Consider the following 24,489-nt stretch of genomic DNA (forward strand, 5'->3'; position numbering starts at 1 on the left):
ATGAGCGCCTCCTCCGACGTCGGCTATCACGCCCAGCGCCAGGCACGCTGGCACTATGGCGAGGCCGCTTTCTGGCTGATCGTGCTGGCCTGCGGCTTCGTATTTCCCTCGCGCTACTTGATCATGACGGATATCCTGCGGCTCGCGCTGTTTGCGATGTCGCTCGATCTGATCCTCGGCTACGCGGGCATCGTCTCGCTCGGCCATGCCGCCTTCTTCGGCGTCGGCGCGTACGCGGCGGGGCTTCTTGCGCTGCACGGGATCATCAACGAGCCCGTGCTTGCGCTTGTCGTCGCCGGCGTTGTCGCGATGGTGCTCGGCTTCGCTACCAGTTTCCTCGTGATCCGCGGCGTCGATCTGACGCGACTGATGGTGACGCTCGGCATCGCCTTGCTGCTTGAGGCATTGGCCGAACGCTTCTCCAACATCACCGGCGGCACCGACGGTCTGCAGGGTATCGAGATGCAGCCGATCTTCGGTGAGATTCCGTTCGACATGTTCGGCAAGACCGGCTTCTTCTATTCGCTCACCGTTCTGTTCCTGTTGTTCCTTTTCGCCCGCCGGGTCGTGCATTCCCCGTTCGGGCTGTCATTGCGCGCGATCAAGAACAATCCGCTGCGCGCGGCCGCGATCGGCATCCCCGTCAACCGCCGCTTGATTGCGATCTACACGCTCGCGGCGTTCTATGCCGGCATCGCAGGCGCGCTGTTCACCCAGACTACCGCGATCGCCTCGCTCGATGTGTTCGCCTTCGAGCGCTCGGCGGACCTGATGCTTGTGCTCGTGATCGGCGGCACCGGCTATCTCTACGGCGGGCTGATTGGCGCGGTGCTGTTTCGCATGCTGCAGGAATTGTTCTCGACCATCACTCCGCAATACTGGCAGTTCTGGATCGGCCTCGTGCTGGTCGTGATCGTCCTGGTCGGCCGCCAGCGCCTGCATCGCTGGATGCTGTATGTGCCCAATCTGGTCATCAGGCAGATAGCGGGGCGCAAGGCCGTCGTCGCCGTGCCGGAGAGCGACGCATGACCATCGTGCTCGAAACCCAGAATCTCGAAAAGCAGTTCGGCGGTCTGCGCGTCACCCGCGACTTGTCGCTAAAAATCGAACAAGGCGCCCGCCACGCGCTGATCGGCCCCAACGGCGCCGGCAAGACCACGGTGATCAACCAGCTCACCGGCGTGCTCAAGCCGAACTCGGGCCGCATCCTGCTCGAAGGCCAGGACGTCACGGATCTGCCCGTGCACAAGCGCGTGTTGCGCGGCTTGTCGCGCACCTTCCAGATCAACCAGCTCTATCCCGACCTGACTCCGCTCGAGACCATCGGTCTCGCTGTCTCCGAGCGCCTCGGCCATGGCGGCGACTGGTGGCGGCGGATGGGCACGCGCAGCGACGTCAACGGCGAGATCGCCGACCTCCTGACGCGCTTCCACCTGCTCGACGTCATGAACGAACAGACGGTGACGCTGCCTTACGGCAAGCAGCGCCTGCTCGAGATCGCGGTCGCGATCGCCGCCAAGCCGCGCGTGCTGCTGCTGGACGAGCCCGCCGCCGGCGTGCCCGAGAGCGAGCGCCACGACATTCTCGCCGTCGTCGGCAGCCTGCCGCGCGACGTTACCGTGCTACTGATCGAGCACGACATGGACCTCGTGTTCTCCTTCGCCGACCGCATCTCTGTCCTGGTCTCCGGCGCGCTGCTCACCGAAGGCCCGCCCGAGCAGGTCGCGCGCGACCCGCAGGTCAAGGCGGTCTATCTCGGCGAGGAGGCGGTCAATGTCTGACCTGCTCGCGATCGACTCGCTTCGCGCCGGCTACGGCGAGGCCGTGGTGCTGCCGAACATGTCGCTGCATCTCGCCGAAGGCCAGGTGCTGGCGCTGTTGGGGCGCAACGGTACCGGCAAGACCACGCTGATCAACTCGATCGTCGGCGTCACCCGTCGCTTCTCCGGAACTGTCAGGCTCGCCGGTACCGACGTCACGACCTTGCGGCCCGACCAACGGGCGCGCTCCGGGATCGGCTGGGTGCCGCAGGAGCGCAACATCTTCCGCTCGCTCACGGTGGAGGAGAATATGTCCGCAGTGGCCCAGCCCGGTCCCTGGACCGTCGAGAGGGTCTACGAGATGTTCCCCCCGGCTGAAGGAGCGGCGGAGCAATTTTGGCAACCAGCTCTCCGGCGGTGAGCAGCAGATGCTGGCGATCGGCCGCGCGCTGACCCTCAATCCGAAAGTGCTTCTCCTGGACGAGCCGACCGAGGGCCTTGCCCCCATCATCGTCGAGGAGCTCTTGAAAGCGATTGGGACCATCACGCGGGCGGGCGGCATCTGCTCGATTATCGTCGAGCAAAATGCCCAAAAGATTCTGGGGCTGGCCGACCGTGTTGTGATATTGGAGCGCGGAACGATCGTCCACGACGCCCCGAGCGCCGCGCTGAAGGCCGACCCGTCGGTCCTCGAGCGCCACCTCGGCGTTGCAGGGGCGGCGGCCCACTAAAAATAACTGGGAGTAAGAAATGCAGCGAACCAAAGCCCCCTTCCGCGCCGACGAGGTCGGCAGCCTCTTGCGTCCCGCCAAGATCAAGGAAGCCCGCGCCAGGCTGGAGAAGGGCGAGATCTCGGCCGACGATCTGCGCAAGATCGAGGATTTGGAGATCGAGAAGGTCGTGCATAAGCAGGCTTCGCTCGGCCTGAAGCTCGCAACCGACGGCGAATTCCGCCGCTCCTGGTGGCATTTCGATTTCCTGGCCAAGCTCACCGGCTGTGAAATGTTTCACCCCGACACCGGCATCCAGTTTGCGGGCGTCGAGACCCGGCACGACGCGGTGCGCGTGATCGGCAAGCTCGATTTCCCCGATAACCACCCGATGCTGGATCACTTCCGCTTCCTGAAGAAGGTTGCCGACCAGGCTCACGTCACCGCCAAGATGACGATCCCGTCGCCGGCGGTGCTGCACTTCCGTGGCGGCCGCAAGGCGATCTCCAAGGACGTCTATCCCGATCTCGATGCCTTCTACGAAGACCTCGGCAAGACCTACCGCAAGGCCGTGAAGGCGTTCTACGACGCCGGCTGCCGCTATCTCCAGTTCGACGACACCGTGTGGGCCTATCTCTGCTCGCCGGACGAATTGCAGAAGGCGCGCGAGCGGGGCGACAATCCCGAGGGTCTCCAGCAGATCTATGCGCGCGTCATCAACTACGCGCTGGCCGAGAAGCCCGCCGACATGGTGGTGACGACGCATGTCTGCCGCGGAAATTTCCGTTCGACCTGGATTTCTTCAGGTGGCTACGAGCCGGTTGCCGAGACCATGCTCGCCGGCACCAATTACGACGGCTATTTCCTCGAATACGACAGCGACCGCGCCGGTGGTTTCGAGCCGCTGCGCTTCCTGCCCAAGGGCAACAAGGTCGTCGTGGTCGGCGTCATCACCTCGAAGTTCGGTGAGCTCGAGAACAAGGACGCGATCAAGCGGCGTCTCGAGGAAGCCGCCAAGTTCGCCCCGCTGGAGCAGCTCGCGCTCTCCCCGCAATGCGGCTTTGCCTCAACCGAGGAAGGCAACATTCTCTCGGAGGAGGAGCAGTGGGCCAAGCTCAGCCTCGCGGTCGAGATTGCGAAGGAAGTGTGGGGGCAGTGATCGGGTGCAGCCGCGTCTTTGCGTAAGCGAGACGCATTGTGTCAAAGCTGCTCGATCCGCGACATCAGAGCGGGGCCGGACTTGTCCGCCCCGCTTATTTTTTGCGTCGAAGGGTACTGCGGATCAGGCGCTGCGCCGGCGCCTCGAACCAGCGATAGGTAAGGTGCGAGGCCACGAGTGTCGGCAGCACGAAGGCCACCCAGAACAGATGGTCGCCGTAGGGAATCGGTCGCTGCATGGCCACGCAGGCGAGTGCGATGGCGAGCTGAATCGGGAAGTGCAGAAGATAGCAGGAATAGGTCATATTGCCGGCCATCTCGAGTAGTGCCTGGACCCGCCGCGGCAAGGTGAGTTGGCCGGAACAGCAGAACAGCAGGATCGGTGTATAGATCAGCAGCAGCGGTCCGGCGGCCGGGGCGAGCTCGATGCCCGCCAGCCAGATCGCCGCCGGGACTGCGATGGCGGCGAACGCGGCCGTTGCTTCCAATGTCCGCCGATGCCCGGAATCGACGACGGCCTGCCGGGCCATGGCGGCAAGTCCGCCTGCATAGAAGAAGGCGAGGCTGGTCCCGACCTGCGTTCCGATCGTGATCGAGGCAAGGATCACGACCAAATTGAACAGCGGCGATGCCGTTACAAAGCGCAACGCCATGAAAAAGGTCGCATAGTCCATAATCTCGACTGAGACCGACCAGATGGGCCCGTTGAAGCTTTCGCTGCGCGGCGGCAGCCAGTCGCTCGCCATGAAGAGCTGTGCGAGGAAGTGCGGGAGATCGTTGTTCGGATAGACGAAGTAGACTCCATGCTGGGCGAAATAGACCGGTTGCAGCACCGCGACCAGCAGCAACGTTGCGATATGGAGCGGATAGAGGCGCGACAGCCGGTTCACGAAGAAGCTTCGGCCGTCGACCGTGCGATCGGCGATAATGGTGCGATACTTCCAGAAGAATATGAAGCCCGAGATGCACCAGAAGAACCAGACGCCGTACTCGCCGGCCTCATAGAAAGGGAACAGAACGCGGTAGAACGGCAGCTCGCTTCTGGTGAGCTTGACGGCGGGCTCGGCGACAAGGGCAAAGTGCTGATAGTGCCATAACAGCACGGCGAGGGTCGCAAGGAAGCGTAGGCCCTCCAATCCCAGGAGCTTCCGGGCCTCCGGCAGTGGCAATGTTTTCGGCATGATGAATACGGCCTTCGGCTACCTCTGCCGCATCATTGATCCCAGCATCTCGTGGACATCGTAGGTCATGACCGCGAGCAAGGCTGCGAGCGCGAGATAGGCGCCGCCATATTCGAGCTTGGTCTGGAGCGGGACACCGTAATAGGCGACGTTCTCGGGTGCATGCGGATCATATCGCCACGCGCCGAGGAGCTGCGGGGCGGAGCGCCTTGTGAGAAAACCGGCTGTAATCCGAACACGACAAACAGGACGATGCCGGCGGCGGCAACGAATTTTCTCACAGAATTCCCCAGCAACCAGTCCACCGCCTGGTCGGTGGTGCAGTCATTATAAGACAACGATAGGCTGTGGGAAAGAGCAGCCGCAGGTTGCGTTCGACTATCTCGCGCGCTGTTGTAATTTTGGCGCGTCGGCGCGGGATGTCAGCAGGATCAAAACCGCAACTTTGGCCGCAAGAGCCTCGCGATGTGCGGGACTGCTTGTTCCCGGATGCTACGCTCGCCAGGGTAAAGGCAGTTTGCCGGGACGATGCCAATTCGCATCATTTCTCCGCCAGATAGACCTCTCCCAGCAGCGACGAGTTCGACCACGGCACCTGCTTGCTCTTCGTGGTCGAAACCACCTCCGCCCGCACACGTGTCAGCATCTGCTGCACCTCGAGACCGGGCGTGCCGATGTGGCGGGAGAGGGCAGCGGAAAACGGCGAGTTGGCGCCTTCGCCGTCGAGAGCGACCTGGCCCGGCGCTGTGGCGAAAGCGATCAGCGTGCCGGCGCCGAGCATCGCGCCGGCGCCCAGGCTCGGTGGCGCTGCGAGGCCCGAGGCAGCTTCGATGGCGAGGTTGGTGCCGGCTGATGCGACCTGCTGTGCCATCGGATTATTGCGGCAGGCATCGAAGATCAAAATGTTGGTGCGGACCTGGTCGTCGAGGCCGGCCATGATCGTGTCCATGTCGATCATCGCGTCCGTCATCCTCGCGCCCGGCTTGAGTTCGACGTCGACAGGAATGAGATAGTTGCGGCCGTCGACCTGCACACCGTGGCCGGCATAGTAGACCAATACGACCTGCGCCCGCGCCGCTTCCCGCAAGAAGTCACGCGTCATCTTCTGCATCGCCGCGCGGTCGAGATCGACGCCTTCTGATACCGTGAAGCCGATATCGCGCAAGGCCCTGGCAATGGCGCGCGCGTCATTGGGCGGATTGGGGAGCGCCTTGACATGCGAATAGGCGCCATTGCCGATGATCAGCGCCATGCGCGTGCCGCGCGCGGCCGGAGCAGGCGAGGGGGCGGCGCGGCACCGGTCTGCTGGGGAGCCGGTGCCTTTGCCGGCTCGGTCGGTGACGGCGCATCGCGCGGGATCGGTGTGCTTGCGTCGGTGATCAGCGACAGCCGCACCTTTGCGGTGGCTTGATTGGCCTTGCTGCCGGCATCGGACGCCGCGATCGCCAGCGTCGCCTTGTAGTCGTCGCTCGCGTGCGCGTAATCCCCTTTCGCCTCATAGGCCAGCGCGCGATGGGTGTAGCCTGAGATCAGCACGCTGTTCGGCGGAGTCATGATGTTGACGGGCGGCTTCTCTTTCGCGAGCCGAAGCGCTTCGCTCCCGTCGACAATCGCGCGATCGTAATCGCCTCTGACACGCCAGATCGCGGTCCGGTTGATCAGCGGCTGCGGCAGCGTCGGGTCGAGCCGGATCGCCTGGTTGATGTCGGTCAGCGCGCCGTCGAGATCGCCGAGCGCCTCCTTGGAGATGCCGCGGTTCTGGTACGAGAACGCCGATTTTGGATTGGCCTTGATCGACATGTCGTAGTCGGCGATCGCCTTGGCGTAATCGCCTTTGCCGCGCCAGGCATTACCGCGATTGTGGAAGATGGTTCCGTCAGGCGGGCCGAGCTTCAGCGCATCGTCGAAATCAGCGACCGCGATCTCGTACTCGCCTCTGTCGTAATACGCCGAGCCGCGTAGATTGTAGACTGCCTGGCTCGGCTGGAGCCGGATCGCTTCCGTGGCGTCAGTGATGACCTTGGCGTAATCGCCCTTCTTATTCCAGCCCACCGCGCGCCAGAAGTAGACCGTCGCGAGCTGCTCGCCTTTAAAAACGTTCAGCGAAATGATCTTGCTGCAGGCGTCGATCATCTGGTCTGCCGGCATGGTGTCGGTGGTGCAGAGCGGCCCAAGCTGGTTGCGCGCCTGCGCAAAAGCTGGCGCCGACCACAGGGTTGCAGCGAGCAGGCAGAGCGCGACGAGCAGGCGACGCATTGGCGGTGGTCCCGTAGAGGAGAGGCGTCTGTTGGTTACCCGGCAGGGGAAGGTGGTTCACGGCTCCCTGTTGTACAAACGGCAAACAGGGGTGGCTCTATCGCTATTCCCTCGGTGGGCAGATTTTGCTAGGAGGCAGTACCCAATCCCTCTGCCCACTGCGTCCCACTCCATGAAGAATGACGAAATCCTTAGCCAAATCACCGAGTTCTGCCGTAAGGCGGACATGGCGGAGTCGACGTTCGGCCGGCGCGCGGTGAACGATGGGAAGCTCGTGCACCGCTTGCGCGAGGGCAAACGTATCACGATCGATACCCTGGACCGGATCCAGGCCTACATGGCTGCATCGATGGCCGGCGGCGTGCCGACGCCGCGGGGGCTTCAGGTGCCCCCGGAAAAGCGCGATCCGCGCGGCAATTTCCGCTTTTTCGAGAACCGGCAGAAATACCTGCTGTTCGTCCACACTTGCAGTGAGAAGCGGGTGGTCGCCGAGCGCGTGGCGCTGGAGCTTGCCAGCATCCATCCCCGGCCCCCGGCGCTGCGCGTGTTCGATGCCGGCGTTGGCGACGGCACGGTACTGGCGCGCGTGCTGCGCTCGATGCACCAGCGCTTTCCGCACATGCCGTTCTATGTCGCCGGCAAGGAGCTCAGTCTCGAGGACCTCCGCCTGACGCTGGACAAGGTGCCGGATCGCATTTTCGAGCACCCGGCCTCGGTGTTCGTTTTTACCAACATGCTCTACGCGGAGGCGCCGTGGCTCGCGCCGGCATCGCCCGCGGCCGCCGCCGCCACCGTCTGGCACGAGGTTCCCCTGCGGGGTGCTTCCTCCGGTGAGTTCGAGACCCAAATCGCGGAGTTGAAGCCGTTTTTGGAGCAGAACTGGCGCGCAGCGGTCAGCCCGCGCACGGGGATGCCGCTCTATGAGCGGCCTGTCGTGCTGGTGCTCTACCGTGAAGATCAGCGTTTTCTGCTCGATTCGACCATTCCACGGCCGGGCCAGGCCGAGGCCAATTTCGACCTCGTTATCGCATCCCAGCCATACCGGGCGCTGTCCTCGGTCAATTTCAGGGCAAAACGCATCATAGCGCCCCTGGCGCGGGCCTTGCGGGCAGGCGGCCGCCTGATCGGTATTCACTCCCATGGCCAGGATCCGGGCATGGAGATGATCCAGGCAATCTGGCCCGGAGAAAATCCTTTCTCGGTGAGCCGTCATGAGCTATTGCGCGCGGTGAAGTACGAGCTCGGCTCGGTGGGCCGCGACTTAAATTTTAATGCTTACGCAGATAACCGCTCGATCTTCAGGTATGATATGGAAGCGCTGCCCAACGAGGTGACGGGCACCATCGGAACCTCGACGGCCTTTGCAGCCTGGAATGCGGCGGTGTATGTGGCTCAGATTGAGGACGACCGGTTGACGGAAATGACTCAAAACGGCCGCACTCTGGACGCCGCCAGGGACGTGCTGCGAAAGTACAATGGGCTCTGGTTTCTCGACGAGATCCTACGTCATCTCGCGCCGGCGTGATTGACATCATTCAAAGCTAAATATCGCAACGCCCGCCAGCTAGCGGCGGAACAAGGGGTTACTGATGCGCGCGTCCTATCTCTTCACCAGCGAGTCCGTGTCCGAAGGCCATCCGGACAAGGTGTGCGACCGGATCTCCGACGAGATCGTCGATCTGTTCTACCGCGAAGGACCGAAAGCCGGCATCGATCCCTGGCAAATTCGTGCCGCCTGCGAAACGCTCGCGACCACCAACAAGGTCGTGATCGCCGGCGAGACCCGCGGTCCGGCATCCGTCACCAACGAGCAGATCGAAGGCGTCGTTCGCGCTGCGATTAAGGACATCGGCTACGAGCAGGAAGGTTTCCACTGGGAGAAGGCGGACATCGAGATCCTGCTGCATCCGCAGTCGGCCGACATCGCGCAGGGCGTCGATGCGCTGCAGCCGGGCGAAGTCAAGGAAGAGGGCGCTGGCGACCAGGGCATCATGTTCGGCTACGCCACCAACGAGACGCCCGATCTGATGCCGGCGCCGATCTTCTACGCCCATAAGATCCTGCGCCTCATCTCGGAAGCGCGGCACTCCGGCCGCGAGAAGGTGTTGGGCCCGGACTCGAAGAGCCAGGTCACCGTGCAGTACGAGAACGGCAAGCCGGTCGGCGTGCGCGAGATCGTGGTGTCGCACCAGCATCTGGTCGAGGACATCTCGTCCAAGCAGATTCGCGACATCGTCGAGCCCTATGTGCGTGAGGCGCTGCCGAAGGATTGGATCACGGCGAAGACCATCTGGCACATCAACCCGACCGGCAAGTTCTACATCGGCGGTCCCGACGGCGATTCCGGCCTGACCGGCCGCAAGATCATCGTCGACACCTATGGTGGCGCGGCTCCGCATGGTGGCGGCGCGTTCTCCGGCAAGGATCCGACCAAGGTCGACCGCTCCGCGGCTTACGCTGCCCGCTATGTCGCCAAGAACATCGTCGCGGCCGGTCTTGCCGACCGCTGCACGCTGCAGCTCGCCTACGCCATCGGCGTGGCGCGTCCGCTGTCGATCTACATCGACACCCACGGCACCGGTAAGGTGTCGGAGGATCAGCTCGAGAAGGCCGCGGCCAAGGCGATGGATCTCACCCCGCGTGGCATCCGCAGCCATCTCGATCTCAACCGCCCGATCTACGCGCGCACCTCCGCCTATGGCCATTTCGGCCGTACTCCCGACAACGAGGGCGGCTTCTCCTGGGAGAAGACCGATCTCGTCGAAGCGCTCAAGCGCGCGGTCTGATCACCGACGACATTTCGGGGCGCCGCGACAGCGGCGAACCCGGTACTTCCATCGCCTCGAGATTCCGGGCTCGCCCCTCCAGGGTGACCCGGGATGACCAATTCAACAACAGGACGCCCGCAATGAACGCGAAGCCCGGCTTCACCGATTACATCGTCAAGGACATTTCGCTCGCCGATTTCGGCCGCAAGGAGCTCTCGCTCGCCGAGACCGAGATGCCCGGCCTGATGGCCACCCGCGAGGAGTACGGCCCGAAGCAGCCGCTGAAGGGCGCGCGTATCGCCGGCTCGCTGCACATGACGATCCAGACCGGCGTGCTGATCGAGACGCTGGCCGCGCTCGGCGCCGACATCCGCTGGGTCTCCTGCAACATCTATTCGACGCAGGACCACGCCGCGGCGGCGATCGCAGCCGCCGGCATTCCGGTATTCGCCGTCAAGGGTGAGAGCCTTACCGAGTACTGGGACTACACCGCCAAGCTGTTCGACTGGCACGGCGGCGGTCACCCGAACATGATCCTCGACGACGGCGGCGACGCCACCATGTACGTCCATCTCGGCCTGCGCGCCGAGAACGGCGACACCAAGTTCCTGGACAAGCCGGGTTCGGAAGAAGAGGAAGTCTTCTTCGCGCTGCTGAAGAAGCAGCTCAAGGAGAAGCCGAAGGGCTACTTCGCCGAGATCGCCAAGAGCATCAAGGGCGTTTCCGAAGAGACCACCACGGGCGTGCATCGTCTCTATGACATGCAAAAGGCCGGCACGCTGCTATGGCCAGCCATCAACGTCAACGACAGCGTCACCAAGTCGAAGTTCGACAATCTCTACGGCTGCCGTGAATCGCTGGTCGACGGCATCCGCCGCGGCACCGACGTGATGATGTCCGGCAAGGTCGCGATGGTCGCGGGCTTCGGCGACGTCGGCAAGGGTTCGGCCGCCTCGCTGCGCCAGGCCGGCTGCCGCGTCATGGTCTCCGAAGTCGATCCGATCTGCGCGCTGCAGGCGGCGATGGAAGGCTATGAAGTCGTGACCATGGAAGACGCCGCGCCCCGCGCCGACATCTTCGTCACCGCGACCGGCAACAAGGACATCATCACGATCGAGCACATGCGCGCGATGAAGGATCGCGCCATCGTCTGCAACATCGGTCACTTCGACAACGAGATCCAGATCGCAGGTCTGCGTAACCTGAAGTGGACCAACATCAAGCCGCAGGTCGACGAGATCGAGTTCCCCGACAAGCATCGCATCATCATGCTGTCGGAAGGTCGCCTCGTGAACCTCGGCAACGCGATGGGCCATCCGTCCTTCGTGATGTCGGCCTCCTTCACCAACCAGACGCTGGCGCAGATCGAGCTTTTCGCCAACAACAAGGACGGCAAGTACAAGAAGGAAGTCTACGTGCTGCCGAAATCGCTCGACGAAAAGGTCGCGCGCCTGCACCTCGCCAAGATCGGCGTCAAGCTCACCGAGCTGCGCAAGGACCAGGCCGACTACATCGGCGTCAAGCAGGAAGGTCCGTACAAGTCGGACCATTACCGGTACTGAGCGCACACTCTTGCGACATAAAGGCCCCGGAGCGATCCGGGGCTTTTTTTGTCGCCGTTCGGCCGACTACTCCTTCTCCCTCTATCTCGTGCACCACACCATCTTGATAGCGGTCTGGTTCATTTTATCCGCGTCGCGGTTTGACGGTGGGCATGGCGGCAGTCGGCGCACCCAATATAGCTGCGATCTTTTTAGCAGAGATAGGGAGAGAACCATCATCGAAAAGTCGCCAGCATCTAAAGTCAGCCTCGCCCCGCCGGACATTGACCGCAGACGCGTAGCCCCTGCTGATAGGCACATTGCGACAGCCCTGACCAAGATCGGCGTTTCTAACGGGCGGCTGCACTACTCTCAACCAAGGGACGTTTCGCTTGTCGTGTTATATTCGCCGCAAATCTGTTGGAGGGCGCTTCAATGATTTTCCACGTCGCATAGGACACTAAGCAACATACGATCAGCGTGATGTATCGCCATGGCTCGCACATCCAATCGGGTAGGCCGATCCAGGCAGCGGCATAGACCATCGTAACGAATGTCACATAGTGCAGCAGATAGATTGAATAGGAAGCGTCGCCGGCTTGTATGATCCAACGAAATGGACGGCGGTCCCAAGGAAGGCGCAAGCTAATTATGCCTTGCAGGATAATGCCCATGCAAAGGGATACGGAAAAGGGGAAGTCATGAGACCGCGTGTACGCGAGTAGCGCCGATCCAAAGACAATCGGGGCGATTGCACCCAAGCGCTGCAACCAATCATGAGCAAGGAAAACAAGGACACCGCAGAGAAAGTCTATTTGCGTGGTCGATACGAGGTGCCAGCTCCACGGATTCCCGAAATACCAGCCCGCGACGCCAAGGGACGCCAACGCAATCGCCAAGCCCCCGGAGGCCGGCCAGAGGCACGATGAAAGTGGCAAGCGCGTAAAATACTAACTCGCGTTCCAGCGTCCAACTTACATCATAGGCCGGCGCCCCATTTTGCGGACGTCATTGAATAGAGAAAATGCCCGATTGGCTCGGGGCGATACTTGCCGATGGCTATCAAGAACGCGACCGCAGCCATTGCGACCCAATACTTCGGGTACAGCCGAAACACGCGCTTGATGGCAAACGAAATCGGAGAAAACGTCGGCTTTGATGCAACCAGACAGATCACAAAGCCGCTGATAGCAAAAAAGAAATTGACGCCCAGATAGCCCCAATCTTTGAGCGGACCTATCGGTATTTGTGCCGATTCGGGGAAGGCACGAAGGGCAATATACGAATGAAAATAAGCTACGCTCAGCGCCGCGAGTGCGCGAGCCGCCTGAAGCCCCGGGAGCCTCGGATTGCCTTGTCCCATGCCTCCGACTAGCATAAGTCCCTACATGCTCCAAATCGTGCAGGTCCGAAAAGACCCATTCCGTGGGTGACTAGCAAATGCCTTGCAGGGGATCGAGAAGCTGAATGCGCCCGCGAAGCGATATTCCGGCGGTCACACATATCGACTGTTCCGCTCGCGTGCAGACGGTGCATGCCGAAACCAACCCGCGCTTCTCCGTCTATTGCGCGAATTTGAGGCTCGTACCGGCAGCAGCGTTCTTGTCAACACCAGCGTCAACGTCCGTGACGAGCCCATCGTGTGCAATCCCGAGGACGCGTATCGCTGCTTCATGAACTGCGAGATGGATGTCCTCGTGATCGGTAACATCGTTCTGCTCAAGGAAGATCAACTGCCGCCATTGCCGTCCACTGCTCGAGCGGAGATACGCTTATTCCCGCCCGCTAAGCCATGGTATATTTCGACTGGCGCCTACAGTTTGCTCGAAATGAGCCGGATAGCCACCGATTTGCAGTTGGGTTCAGTTCGGCCCGGCGTGAAGGGGAATGATGACCAGCCTGTCTGAACATTTCGACGTGCTGATCGTCGGTGCCGGCCTGTCCGGCGTCGGCGCGGGCTACCATCTTCAGACCAAATGCCCGGGCAAGAGCTACGTCATTCTCGAAGGCCGCGACTGCATCGGCGGCACCTGGGACCTGTTTCGCTATCCTGGCGTCCGCTCCGACAGCGACATGTTCACGCTCGGCTATTCCTTCAAGCCGTGGACCGATCCGAAGGCGATCGCCGACGGTGCGCAAATCCTCAACTACGTTCGCGAAACCGCGGCCGAGAACGGCATCGAGAAGCACATCCGCTTCCACCATCGTGTCAAGCGTGCGGCGTGGTCGACGAATGAGGCGCTCTGGACGGTCGAGGCCGAGCGCATCACCGGCGAGGGCGCGACCGAACTCGTGCGCTTCACCTGCAATTTCCTGTTCATGTGCTCGGGCTATTACAAATACGAGGCCGGATATACGCCGGAGTTTCCGGGCGTAGCGGATTTCGCCGGCCGCATCGTGCATCCGCAGAAGTGGACCGACGACATCGACTGCGCCGGCAAGCGGGTCGTCGTGATCGGCTCGGGCGCGACCGCGGTGACGCTGGTGCCGGAGCTCGCCAAGTCGGCCGCGCAGGTCACCATGCTCCAGCGCTCGCCGACCTATGTGGTGTCGCGCCCGGCGCAGGATCCCGTCGCCAACAAATTGCGGCGCAATCTCCCGACGCGGCTTGCCTATCACCTGATCCGCTGGCGCAACGTGATGTGGGGGATGTTCTTCTTCCAGCTCAGTCGGCGCCGCCCTGCGAAAGTGAAGGATCTGGTTCTCAAGGGCGTGCAGATGGCGCTCGGCCCCGACTACGACGTCGTGACCCACTTCACGCCGCGCTACAATCCCTGGGACCAGCGGCTCTGCCTCGTGCCGGATGGCGATCTGTTCAAGGCGATCCGCGAGAAGCGCGCCTCGGTGGTCACCAAAGAGATCGACAGGTTTACGCACGACGGTATCCGCCTGAAGGACGGCAGCGAGCTTGCGGCGGACATCATCGTGACCGCGACGGGGCTGGTGCTCCAGGTGGTCGGCGGGTTGGAGGTTAATGTCGACGGCCGCGTCGTCGATTTTGCCAACACGCTGACCTACAAGGGCATGATGTATGCCGACGTGCCCAACATGGCTTCCGCGTTCGGCTACACCAACGCATCATGGACGCTGAAATGCGACCTCACCTGCGAATATGTCTGTCGGCTCATCAACTACATGGACCGGCACAATTTCCGGCAGTGCATGCCGCATAATGACGATCCCACGATTACCGCGCAGCCGTCGCTCGATTTCACCTCGGGTTATGTGCAGCGCTCGGTCGCGAAGATGCCGAAGCAAGGCTCGAAGCAGCCGTGGCGGCTCTACCAGAACTACGCGCTCGACATCGTCTCCTTGCGGTTCGGCCGGATCGACGACGGCGTGATGCGGTACTCCTGATCGCGACGTATATCGCCAGGCTTACCGTGAAGAAGTCTCTGATATCGAACCCGACCGCTGATGCGGTCGGGTGCGGACTTGCTGCTTGGCATCTGCGTCTGCCATGTCGTCCTCGCGCACGCGAAGGCGCGGCTGCGTTCAGTGGCCGGCGCTCTGGCCGCCGTCGACATGCAGGATCTCGCCGGTGACGAAGGAGGCACTCTCGAGATAAAGTACGGCATCGACGATGTCGGACATCTCGCCCATATGGCCGACAGGATGCAGCGCATCGAGCTGGGCGTGCGTCGCGACGGGGTGCATCGGCGACTTGATGATGCCGGGTGACACCGCGTTCACGCGGATACCGCGCTTGGCATATTCGATCGCGAGCGACTTGGTCGCGGCGTTCAGGCCGCCCTTGCTCAGCGAGGCCAGCGCCGAGGGCACGTTCGAATTGGCCTGGTCGACCAGCGTGGTTGTGATCTGGATGACGTGGCCCGACCCCTGCTTCTCCATCTCGGCGATGGCGAGCTGCGTGACGTGAAAGAAGCCCGCGACGTTGGTGCCCATCACCGCCGCATAGTCCTCCGCCGTGTACTGCGTGAACGGCTTTGCGACGAAGATGCCCGCGTTGTTGACCAACGTGTCGACGCGGCCGTAGCGGGAGATGGCATGCGAGACCACGCGCTCGGCCGTGGCCCTCTCGGAAATGTCGCCGGGAACGGCGAGGACATCGTCATCGCCCGACGGCTTGATGGAGCGCGCCGTCGCGGCGACACGATAGTTGCGATCGCGAAAACCTTGGACCAGGGCGGCACCGATGCCCTGCGAAGCACCGGTGATGATGGCAACCTTCTGTTCGATACCCATGATGGGCTCCTGTTGTTGGCTTTCAGAACCTGCGCCAGCAGCGGCTGACTTAGTCGATGAGGTACGCCGCAGCGGGCCGGCTGCGAATACGCGTTGTCCGGCAGACACTCTTTCGCAGCGCGAACGAATGCCGGACCGGCTCCCGGCGGTGGTTGTCGCAGCGGGAGCGAACGCCTAGCTTGCAGTCGGAGCTCGATGGGCTGGCGGGAAACCTATGGATCGTCTGGATGCGATGAAGGTGTTTGTCCTTGCGGTGGACGAGGGCAGCCTCGCCGCCGCCGGCCGCAAGCTTGGCCGTTCGCCGGCGGCGGTGAGCCGCGCCATTGCTTTCCTGGAGCAGCGGGTCGGTGCCGAGCTGCTGCACAGGACCACACGCTCCATCAAGCTGAGCGAGGAGGGCGAGCGCTATGTCGCGGTCTGTCGCCGCGTGCTCACCGAGTTGGAGGAGGCCGACGACATCGCGGCCGGGCCGCGCACGGCGCCCCGCGGCTTGCTCACGATCACTGCGCCCGTGGTGTCGGGTGAGATGGTGCTGCGGCCGATCCTCGATCCGTTTCTCGATGCCTATCCGACCGTCTCGGCAAAACTCCTGCTGTTCGATCGCGCCGTCAATCTGATCGAGGAGGGGGTCGACGTCGCGCTTCGCATCGGTCATCTCGCGGATTCGGCAATGGTCGCGATGCGGGTCGGCGAGATCAGCCGCGTCGTGGTAGCATCACCGCGCTATCTGAAGCAGCACCCGCGCATCACCGAGCCCGGCGACCTCGCCAAGCACCAGATCGTCGCGATGGCGCACCTTCCCAATTCCTGGACCTTTGCACCGCAGGCCGGGTCGTCGGCCGCCCGCACGGTGCAGTTCACGCCGCGGCTCGTCGTCAACAGCACCTATGCGGCGGTGGCCTCGGCCGTCGCCGGCCGCGGTGTGGCGCGAATGTATTCGTACCGGGTAGGTGAGCAGGTCGCGCGCGGCGAACTCGAGATCGTCCTGGCCGGCCACGAGGATCCCGAGATGCCCGCGCATTTGATCTGTCCGCAGGGCCGGCTCTCGGTACCGAAGGTGCGGACCTTCACGGACTTTGCGGTGCCGCGGCTGAAGAAACAGTTTGCTCGGCTCAAGAACGGCATCACTGCCCGGTGAGCCGCTGCGGGCACGGGCAATGCGTTGTTTTGCGTATACGGCGGGTCGGGTGAATCGGCCATGTTGCCCGAACGGTTAACGCCGGATTAACCGCGGACTCCTAGCCTGTCTCGGCCGGGGTTACTTGCAAGGCCGAGGTGAGCCCAATGGAAGCCCAGAGAATCGCGGTCGACGCCGTCGTCGCGTTGACCGATTGCGACCGCGCCGCCGTCATCGCGTTCATCCGCCGCCTGTATCTTGCCGGCGTCACCGACCCCAAGCGCCTGACCTTCAAGGGCCTCCAGGCCCTGTCACGGGCCTGATTCGGCTCGGTTCGGCCTCAAGTTCCCAGCCCTGATGATCTCCGGAGCGTGATTGCAACCCACCGGCGAATATCTTGCCGCTCGGGCCGCGTCGGGATAGATCACGTCCCCGGTTGAATCACCGGGGAACGGGGGAGATGTTAAAACAGCTTTTGCGCCGCAACTCGTCATTCTCTATGTGCTGGCGGCATCGACGATCTACGTTCATTTCCGCGGCAAGCAGCGGCTGCGCTTAGCGCGCCAGCTCGGGGACCACTCCACCTATCTCGCGCCCTACAATGTGCTGATGTACGCGGGCTCGGCGGTGCCGAACAACCCGGTGATCCCGGTGGAGCAGTTTCCGGAGCTGAAAGCCCTCAGCGAAAATTGGGAGACCATTCGCGACGAGGCCGTTCGCCTGTTCGACGAAGGCTTCATTCGCGCGGCGGCGAAGAACAACGATTGGGGCTTCTATTCGTTCTTCAAGAGCGGCTGGAAACGCTTTTACCTGAAATGGTACGATGACTTCCTGCCTTCGGCGCGCACGCTGTGCCCGAAGACGGTGGAGCTGCTCAACTCCATTCCGAGCGTGCATGGTGCGATGTTTGCGATGCTGCCGCCGGGCGGCAAGCTCGGCGCCCACCGCGATCCCTTCGCCGGTTCGCTGCGCTACCACCTCGGTCTTGTCACGCCGAACTCGAACAAGTGCCGCATCCTGGTCGACGGCGTCGAATGCGTCTGGCGCGACGGCGAGGCCTTTATGTTCGACGAGACCTTCATCCACAGTGCGGAGAATGCCACCGACGTCAACCGCATCATCCTGTTCTGCGACGTCGAGCGTCCGATGAAATACGGCTTCATGACCGCGATAAACCGTTGGGTCAGCCACCACATCGTCAAGGCCTCTGCAACCCAGAACGTCGACGGCGAGAGCGTCGGCCTGCTCAACAAGGTGTTCGGCAAGCTCTATGAGATCCATCTTGCGAGCCGCAAGGTCAAGGAATGGAATCGCAACGTCTACTACACGCTCAAATATTCGCTGACGGCGCTGATCCTCGGTCTCATCGTGCTGTCGGCATTGCGGTGATCGCCTTTAGTGACGGTGCTTGTGTTGTTCGGAGTCATCAGGGCGTTGGTAACCGCGCAGCTCCGCGTATCGCTGCATTTGGCTCTGATCGAGCAGGGCGGTTGTCGATAGATGGTATTTGAGGTGGCTTTCGCGGAGCAGTGCCTGGGTTTCCGAATGGCCACGAGGGCCGCCTTGAGTGACTCCGACGTCACGACGCGGGCGGAGAAGAGGCGGTCCAACTCCGTTTCCTGCTCGACCAGCTTGTTACCTAGCGGGACCGCCTCTTGCTTCATGGCATCGAAGAGGCGCTGAACCCGGATGCGCTGATCCGCGGTCAAGTCAAGCCGATCACCGAACTCGAGAACATGGCTCGGACCGGGATATCCATTGAGCTCGGCGGCAAGTGCCAGGCCCATGCCACGTCCGACTCGAAGATCGTCGATCTGCTGCTGCGACAGCGCCTTGATGGGGCGATGCTCAAGACCGGCATAGGGCTGAACGGACTGCGCGCTGGCAACGTTGCACGAGACGATAAGCGTGGCTGCAAGCAGGAGAAGGCGTCTCATGAGTCTGGCTCCATGAAATCGGCCCGGCTGGTCGATCGATCTCCACCGGTGCTCTCCACATATCTTGCTGGACGGTTCGCCTCATGGCAACAAAGATTGCCGCGATTGAGTTGCGAACATGGAGCAGACGATGGTCTCTTTGCCGACCGCGAATACCGTGATCACGCAGTTCTTTCAGCACTGGCTGGAGACCTTCGCGGGCTATGTCCGCGAGGTCGACTATGCTTCGGCGCGGCCGCTTTTCCATCCGCAAGTGCTGGCCTTCGGCACGCACAATGACGTCATTCCCGGCCTCGACCAATGGGTCACCACGCAATGGGACAACGTGTGGCCGAAGACGTCCGACTTCCGTTTCGTCATCAACCAGGCCTCGGTCCTGGCATCGTCCGATGGCACGATAGCGACCGTGGTCGTGCCGTGGACGAGCACGGGCTATCATCCCGACGGCAGCGCGTTTCCACGCCCCGGCCGGGCCACGATGGTGTTTTCAGGATATGGCGATGCTTGGCTATGTGTGCATTCCCACATGTCGCTCAATCGGGGTGTGCCGCAGACAAGCCACGCCGATCGGCCGGTGAAGGCTTGGTAGTGCCGCCGGGCTTGCGGGCCGACTAAAGTTTTACCCTCTCATTCCAACTCGGTTGGAACCCTTGGAACCCAATGTCGTTTTTTCAGCAACAATAACAGGTGAAACCACGCAAGCGGGGGCCTATCTGAGGATGCGCTCCCATGGCAACCCTTGATCTCGACGCCACCCGACTTGCCGTCCCCGAGCATCAGCGCCAGCTTCGCCGCGCCGTGATCGCCTCCACAATCGGGACTGCGATCGAGTGGTATGACTTCTTTCTTTACAGCACCGTCACGGGTCTGGTTTTCGCAAAGCTCTTCTTCCCTCACTCCGATCCCTGGGTCGGCACGCTGGAGGCGTTTGCGATCTACGCGGTCGGATTCGCCGCGCGGCCCGTCGGCGCGGCAATCTTTGGGCATTATGGCGACCGCATCGGACGTAAATCCACGCTGATCGCGACCTTGCTCTTGATGGGACTGGCGACCGCTGCGGTGGCCGTGGTGCCGACCTATGCCAGCATCGGTATCTGGGGCGCCGTGATCCTGACCGTGCTGCGGTTCATTCAGGGCGTCGGAGTCGGTGGTGAGTGGGGCGGCTCGGTACTGATGTCGATGGAATGGGCGCGCAACGACCGATCCCGTGGATTGATCGCATCATGGCCGCAGTTCGGTGTGCCCTGCGGGCTTTTCCTCGCCAATCTTGCCGTGCTGGTGTTCAGCCAGATGGCGGGTGATCAGTTCCTGGCATGGGGTTGGCGTATTCCCTTCGCGCTCAGCATCATCCTGGTCGGCGTGGGCCTCTATATCAGGCTCGGCATTCTCGAAACCCCGGTGTTCTCCAAGCTCGTGGCCGAACGCCAGGTCGATCGCACGCCGATGCTCACGGTGATCCGGGAATACCCGAAGGAGATCCTACTGTCTGCCTTTGCGCGCATGTCGGAGCAGGCGCCGTTCTACATCTTCACGGCCTTCGTGTTCTCCTATGGCATCGGCACCCTGCACGTATCGCGCGACTTCCTGCTGACCGCGGTGCTCTCGGCCTCGGTGCTGTCGTTCGTGTCGATCCCGCTGTGCGGACATATCTCCGATCAGATCGGCCGCAAGAACATGTATATGCTCGGCGCTGCCGTGACGGGCATCTTCGGCTTCGTCTATTTCGCCATGCTCAATACGGGGTCGCTGACCATCATCTTCCTCGCGATCATCCTGTCGCTGATTCCGCACGACATGCAGTATGGACCGCAAGCCGCCTTGATCGCCGAGAGCTTCACCGGACGCCTGCGCTACAGCGGCTCCTCGCTAGGCTATCAGCTCGCATCCGTGATCGCCGGTGGCCCCGCACCGCTGATCGCTACCTGGCTGTACGGCACGTTCCACTCGGCGACCGCGATCGCGATCTACATCGCGATTTGCGCGGTCGTGACGCTGGTGGCGACCGCGATGATGACCGATTACACGGGAAAGGACATCAACGCCGCGGGGGCGTACGAGCGACGAACTTGAATCCGCAAAAAAGCCCCGGACGCGATGCCCGGGGCTTCGCTGTCCCGTGATCTCGAGCTCAGCCTTATTCCGGCTGACCGATGCTCACCTTCAGCGTGCCGACGCCGTCGACGCCACATTCGAGCTTGTCGCCGGGCTGGAGCTGCGACACGCCGGCCGGCGTGCCCGTCATGATGATGTCGCCGGCGGCGAGCTTCACCTGCTGCGAGAGCTGCCAGATGATCTCGGGCACGTTCCAGATCAGCTCTGTGAGGTCGCCCTTCTGCGCTTCCTTGCCGTTGACCGTGAGCCAGATCTTGCCCTTGGCGGGGTGGCCGATCTTCGATGCCGGCTGCACTGCGGAGCAGGGCGCCGAATAGTCGAACGACTTGCCGACCTCCCACGGACGCTCCTTCTTGCGCGAGGCGATCTGCAGGTCGCGGCGGGTCAGGTCGATGCCGACGGCATAGCCGTAGACATGGTCGAGCGCCTTGTCGGCGGGAATGTTGAGGCCGCCGCTCTTCATCGCGACGATCAGCTCGACCTCGTGATGGAGATCCTTGGTCAGCGGCGGATAGGGAATGGTGGCGCCGTCGGGCACCAGCATGTCGGCGTGCTTGGCGAAGAAGAACGGCGGGGCGCGCTCGTCATTGCCCATCTCGCGGATGTGCTCGAGATAGTTGCGGCCGACGCACCAGATGCGGCGCACGGGATAACGGCCGCTTTCCCCGACGACGGGAAGCGAAGCTTGGGTCGGAAGCGGGATGACGTAGGGGGCGGCGTTCATGGTGCGATCTCGCTGCTCTTGAGGTGAAGGGAACTCTATGCGGTTGCGCTGATCGGCGCCAGAGCACCGGCGTCGTGATGTTGCAGGCGGAAGAACGAGGCGTAGCGGCCGCCGCGGCGGAGCAACTCGTCATGCCGGCCCTGCTCGACGATCTCGCCGCCCTCGACCACCAGGATCGCATCGGCGTGCATGATGGTGTGCAGGCGGTGCGCGATCACGATGGTGGTGCGGTTCTGGCAGAGATGCTCGATCGCCTCTTGCACCTGCCGCTCGGACTCGGAATCGAGCGCGGCGGTGGCTTCGTCAAGCAGGATGATCGGCGCGTTCTTGATCAGCGCGCGCGCAACCGCGATGCGCTGGCGCTGGCCGCCGGACAGCTGCGTGCCGTGCTCGCCGACGGGCGTGTCGTAGCCGAGCGGGAAGCCCATGATGAAATCATGCGCGCAGGCCGCCTTGGCGGCGTCGATGATCTGGTCTTCGGTCGCGCCCGCGCGGCCGAACGCGATGTTGCTGCGGATGGTGTCGCGGAACAGATAGACGTCCTGACCGACATAGGCGGTCTGGGCCCGCAGCGATTTTCGCGAGACCGCGCCGATCGACTGGCCGTCGATCACGATGTCGCCTTGCGTCACCTCGTAGAAGCGCAGCAGCAACCCCAGCACGGTCGATTTGCCGCCGCCGGAGGGGCCGACCAGCGCAGTGACCTTGCCGGGCTCGGCAACAAAGCTCATGCGATTGAGGACGGTCTCACCGTTGCGATAGGAAAAGCTGACGTCGCGCAGCTCGATGCGCGCAGTCGACAGTTTCAGCGCCGGCTTGTCGTCGTCGGAATGCTCGCTCGCGGGGCTGTCGACGACTTCCAGCAGCATGCGGGCGCCAACGAGCTGGCTGTTGAGGTCGATGTTGAGCCGCGCCAGCCGCTTGGCCGGCTCGGTCGCCATCAGGAACGCGGTCATGAAGGAAAAGAACGCGCCGGGCGTGGCGTTGAGGGCGACTACGCTATAGCCGCCGTAAAGCAAACAGCCGGCGACCGCGAAGCCGCCGAGCATCTCCATCAGCGGATTGGAGCGGTTGGCGACGCGAGCCATCTTGTTGGCGTTGCGCTCGACGATCGCGATGTTCTCGTCGATGCGGGTCTGCATGGTGTCTTCGAGCGTGAATGCTTTCACCGTGCGGATGCCCTGCAGCGATTCCTGCATCGTCTCCAGGATGTCGGCGGTGCCGGTGAACTGGTTGTAGGCGAGCCCCTTGATGCGCTTGACCAGCTTGCGCAGCACCAGCATCGCCGGTGGCACGGCGACGAGTCCGATGAACGACATCACCGGATCCTGCCACACCATCACGCCGATCATGGCGAGCAGCATCATGAGGTCGCGCCCGACGGCGTTGACCAGCATGCTGAGGACATCGGTGATGGACTTCGCGCCGGCCGTCAGCCGCGCCAGGAATTCCGACGAATGCCGCTCGGAGAAGAATCCGACGCTCTCGCGCATCAACTTGGCGAACAGCTGGCGCTGGTTGGTGGCGAGGATGGCGTTGGAGATCTTGGTCAGGATCACCATGTGGCCGTAGGTCGCCACGCCCTTGATGAAGAGCAGGATCACGGTGATGCCCGAGAACATCGCGATGCCCGGGATGTTCTTGTCGACATAGGCCTGGTTGATGACCTGGCCGAGCACGTAGGTCGCGCCCGCGGTCGATCCGGCGGCAAGCGCCATCAGCGCGAAGGCGACGAGGTAGCGCCGCCAGTAGATGATGCCCTGTTCCGTGACCAGGCGGCAGATCAGCACCGCTGCCGCATAGGGATCGTCGGTGATTTTCTTTGGAAACTGAGCCATCCGCAGTCCATTGACGGCACAGGAATAAGCCTGCCCGCGCGTCAGGGATCGAGCGGCCTCTGTGCCCGCTAAGCCAGCGCTTTTCAAGCCCAATTAGGGCTTGCGCTGGAATGGAATCTAGGCCGAGGCGGCGTGGCGGAGCTCGCCGTGGCGCTCGCGGAACAGCTTGTCCTCCCACGCCAGCGCATGCGCGGCGATGGTCTCGAGGTCGTCGTATTGCGGCTTCCAGTCGAGCAGGCCCCGGATCCGGCTGGTGTCGGCGACCATGGTCATGATGTCGCCGGGCCGGCGCGGGGCGTATTGTACGGCGAAGCTGCGGCCCGACACACGGCGCACCGCGTCGATGGTCTCCAGCACCGAGTAGCCGCGGCCATAGCCGCAATTGAGCGTCGTCGAGGCGCCGCCGTTGCGCAAATAAGCGAGCGCCGAGCGATGCGCCTGCGACAGGTCCGTGACATGGATGAAGTCGCGGATGCAGCTGCCATCCTGGGTCGGATAGTCGGTGCCGAACACGTCGATCTTGGCGCGCTGGCCGGTCGCGGCTTCCACCGCGATCTTGAGCAGGTGCGTGGCGCCGACGGTGGCCAATCCAATGCGCGCCTGCGGATCGGCGCCGGCGACGTTGAAATAGCGCAGGGTGACGTACTGCATGCCGTAGGCGGCGGCGACGTCGTGCAGCATGATCTCGGTCATCAGCTTCGACGAACCGTAGGGCGACAGCGGCCGTGTCGGCGCATGCTCGGGCACCGGCACCTGGTCCGGATCGCCGTAGACCGCCGCGGTCGAGGAGAAGATGAAGCGGTCGATGCCGCGCTTGACCGCGACGTTGAGCAGGTTGCGCGCGGTCGTGAAATTGTTTCGGTAATAGCCGAGCGGATCGCGCATCGAATCCGGCACGACCACCGAGCCCGCGAAATGGATGATGCTCTCGATGTTGTGCTGGGCGATCACGCCTTCGAGCAGGTTCTCGTCGCCGGCATCGCCAATGAACAGCGGCACGCCTTCGGGCAGATAGGACGAGAAACCGGTGGAGAGATCGTCGATCACGACGACGTCCTCGCCGGCTTCCGCCAGCGCCAGAACCGTGTGGCTTCCGATATAGCCGGCACCGCCGGTGACAAGCACAGTCATGATCTCACCCGTCCTCGATCAACGCTCCAAGCTAACGTTTACGTGGTGAA

General features: G+C 62.8%; 18 protein-coding genes and 4 pseudogenes. 14 read left to right on the top strand and 8 right to left on the bottom strand.

Annotation, left to right across the window (positions count from 1 at the left end):
• The 4 genes and pseudogenes from AB3L03_RS30220 (at window position 1) to AB3L03_RS30235 (ending at window position 3,629) form a co-directional block, all read left to right on the top strand.
• The gene (locus AB3L03_RS30220) at window positions 1-1,029 is read left to right on the top strand and encodes a branched-chain amino acid ABC transporter permease (protein WP_085348722.1); all 1,029 of its coding nucleotides are present in this window, start codon (window positions 1-3) and stop codon (window positions 1,027-1,029) included.
• Window positions 1,026-1,781 (top strand): ABC transporter ATP-binding protein, encoded by a 756-nt coding sequence (locus tag AB3L03_RS30225; RefSeq protein WP_085394522.1) that lies wholly within the window; start codon window positions 1,026-1,028, stop codon window positions 1,779-1,781. The genes AB3L03_RS30220 and AB3L03_RS30225 overlap by 4 nt, the downstream gene beginning before the upstream one ends.
• Window positions 1,774-2,491 (top strand): annotated as a pseudogene (locus AB3L03_RS30230) (ABC transporter ATP-binding protein). Before AB3L03_RS30225 ends, AB3L03_RS30230 begins: the two are co-directional and overlap by 8 nt.
• A 19-nt stretch (window positions 2,492-2,510) precedes the next feature.
• Window positions 2,511-3,629 carry a cobalamin-independent methionine synthase II family protein gene (locus AB3L03_RS30235; protein WP_085348719.1) on the top strand — a complete coding sequence of 373 codons (1,119 nt, stop codon included), beginning with the start codon at window positions 2,511-2,513 and terminating at the stop codon, window positions 3,627-3,629.
• A gap of 94 nt (window positions 3,630-3,723) precedes the next feature.
• Here AB3L03_RS30235 and AB3L03_RS30240 read toward each other — a convergent pair whose 3' ends face one another.
• Entirely contained in the window at window positions 3,724-4,809 is a 1,086-nt protein-coding gene (locus AB3L03_RS30240; RefSeq protein WP_085348718.1) for an acyltransferase, read from the bottom strand.
• A 541-nt stretch (window positions 4,810-5,350) separates the two neighbouring features.
• Window positions 5,351-7,065, bottom strand: a pseudogene (locus AB3L03_RS30245) (caspase family protein).
• Between the two features lie 172 nt (window positions 7,066-7,237).
• Here AB3L03_RS30245 and AB3L03_RS30250 point away from each other — a divergent pair.
• The 3 genes and pseudogenes from AB3L03_RS30250 to ahcY all read left to right on the top strand — a co-directional run bounded on the left by AB3L03_RS30250 (window position 7,238) and on the right by ahcY (window position 11,395).
• Window positions 7,238-8,594, top strand: a pseudogene (locus tag AB3L03_RS30250) (hypothetical protein).
• A gap of 60 nt (window positions 8,595-8,654) precedes the next feature.
• Complete coding sequence (metK, locus tag AB3L03_RS30255) at window positions 8,655-9,851, top strand: methionine adenosyltransferase (protein WP_204511798.1); 1,197 nt, start codon at window positions 8,655-8,657, stop codon at window positions 9,849-9,851.
• Between the two features lie 122 nt (window positions 9,852-9,973).
• On the top strand, window positions 9,974-11,395 hold the full coding sequence (gene ahcY, locus AB3L03_RS30260) for an adenosylhomocysteinase (protein WP_007601979.1): 1,422 nt from the start codon (window positions 9,974-9,976) through the stop codon (window positions 11,393-11,395).
• Between the two features lie 958 nt (window positions 11,396-12,353).
• Here ahcY and AB3L03_RS30265 read toward each other — a convergent pair.
• Window positions 12,354-12,737 (bottom strand): acyltransferase family protein, encoded by a 384-nt coding sequence (locus tag AB3L03_RS30265; protein WP_368507596.1) that lies wholly within the window; start codon window positions 12,735-12,737, stop codon window positions 12,354-12,356.
• A gap of 104 nt (window positions 12,738-12,841) precedes the next feature.
• Between AB3L03_RS30265 and AB3L03_RS30270 the strand changes: the two are divergent.
• A pseudogene (locus AB3L03_RS30270) lies at window positions 12,842-13,281 on the top strand (carbamoyltransferase C-terminal domain-containing protein).
• Window positions 13,265-14,731: a flavin-containing monooxygenase gene (locus AB3L03_RS30275; RefSeq protein WP_368507597.1), complete on the top strand. Its 1,467-nt coding sequence runs from the start codon at window positions 13,265-13,267 to the stop codon at window positions 14,729-14,731. Before AB3L03_RS30270 ends, AB3L03_RS30275 begins: the two are co-directional and overlap by 17 nt.
• 138 nt (window positions 14,732-14,869) lie before the next feature.
• On the opposite strand, the gene AB3L03_RS30280 is transcribed toward AB3L03_RS30275, so the two are convergent.
• Window positions 14,870-15,580: an SDR family NAD(P)-dependent oxidoreductase gene (locus AB3L03_RS30280; protein WP_368507598.1), complete on the bottom strand. Its 711-nt coding sequence runs from the start codon at window positions 15,578-15,580 to the stop codon at window positions 14,870-14,872.
• Window positions 15,581-15,794: 214 nt separating this feature from the next.
• Between AB3L03_RS30280 and AB3L03_RS30285 the strand changes: the two genes are divergently transcribed.
• The 3 genes from AB3L03_RS30285 (at window position 15,795) to AB3L03_RS30295 (ending at window position 18,086) form a co-directional block, all read left to right on the top strand.
• On the top strand, window positions 15,795-16,718 hold the full coding sequence (locus AB3L03_RS30285) for a LysR family transcriptional regulator (RefSeq protein WP_368507599.1): 924 nt from the start codon (window positions 15,795-15,797) through the stop codon (window positions 16,716-16,718).
• Between the two features lie 146 nt (window positions 16,719-16,864).
• The gene (locus AB3L03_RS30290; RefSeq protein ID WP_247338248.1) at window positions 16,865-17,020 is read left to right on the top strand and encodes a hypothetical protein; all 156 of its coding nucleotides are present in this window, start codon (window positions 16,865-16,867) and stop codon (window positions 17,018-17,020) included.
• Between the two features lie 100 nt (window positions 17,021-17,120).
• A complete protein-coding gene (locus AB3L03_RS30295) occupies window positions 17,121-18,086 on the top strand; it encodes an aspartyl/asparaginyl beta-hydroxylase domain-containing protein (RefSeq protein WP_368509092.1) in 966 nt (321 codons plus the stop codon).
• Here the strand turns inward: AB3L03_RS30295 and AB3L03_RS30300 are convergent.
• Complete coding sequence (locus AB3L03_RS30300; RefSeq protein ID WP_368507600.1) at window positions 18,020-18,634, bottom strand: hypothetical protein; 615 nt, start codon at window positions 18,632-18,634, stop codon at window positions 18,020-18,022. The two genes, AB3L03_RS30295 and AB3L03_RS30300, sit on opposite strands and share 67 nt — an antisense overlap.
• Window positions 18,635-18,764: 130 nt before the next feature.
• Here AB3L03_RS30300 and AB3L03_RS30305 point away from each other — a divergent pair, with 130 nt between their 5' ends.
• Both AB3L03_RS30305 and AB3L03_RS30310 read left to right on the top strand, forming a co-directional pair.
• The gene (locus tag AB3L03_RS30305; RefSeq protein WP_368507601.1) at window positions 18,765-19,223 is read left to right on the top strand and encodes a nuclear transport factor 2 family protein; all 459 of its coding nucleotides are present in this window, start codon (window positions 18,765-18,767) and stop codon (window positions 19,221-19,223) included.
• Window positions 19,224-19,363: 140 nt separating this feature from the next.
• Window positions 19,364-20,704 carry an MFS transporter gene (locus AB3L03_RS30310; protein ID WP_368507602.1) on the top strand — a complete coding sequence of 447 codons (1,341 nt, stop codon included), beginning with the start codon at window positions 19,364-19,366 and terminating at the stop codon, window positions 20,702-20,704.
• Window positions 20,705-20,768: 64 nt separating this feature from the next.
• Here AB3L03_RS30310 and AB3L03_RS30315 read toward each other — a convergent pair whose 3' ends face one another.
• The 3 genes from AB3L03_RS30315 to galE form a co-directional block, all read right to left on the bottom strand.
• Window positions 20,769-21,470 (bottom strand): fumarylacetoacetate hydrolase family protein, encoded by a 702-nt coding sequence (locus tag AB3L03_RS30315; protein WP_368507603.1) that lies wholly within the window; start codon window positions 21,468-21,470, stop codon window positions 20,769-20,771.
• Window positions 21,471-21,505: 35 nt separating this feature from the next.
• The gene (locus AB3L03_RS30320) at window positions 21,506-23,308 is read right to left on the bottom strand and encodes an ABC transporter ATP-binding protein (RefSeq protein WP_368507604.1); all 1,803 of its coding nucleotides are present in this window, start codon (window positions 23,306-23,308) and stop codon (window positions 21,506-21,508) included.
• Window positions 23,309-23,425: 117 nt separating this feature from the next.
• A complete protein-coding gene (gene galE / locus AB3L03_RS30325; protein ID WP_368507605.1) occupies window positions 23,426-24,439 on the bottom strand; it encodes a UDP-glucose 4-epimerase GalE in 1,014 nt (337 codons plus the stop codon).
• Window positions 24,440-24,489 lie beyond the last annotated feature (50 nt).

This window comes from Bradyrhizobium lupini (assembly GCF_040939785.1).
GTDB lineage: Bacteria > Pseudomonadota > Alphaproteobacteria > Rhizobiales > Xanthobacteraceae > Bradyrhizobium > Bradyrhizobium canariense_D.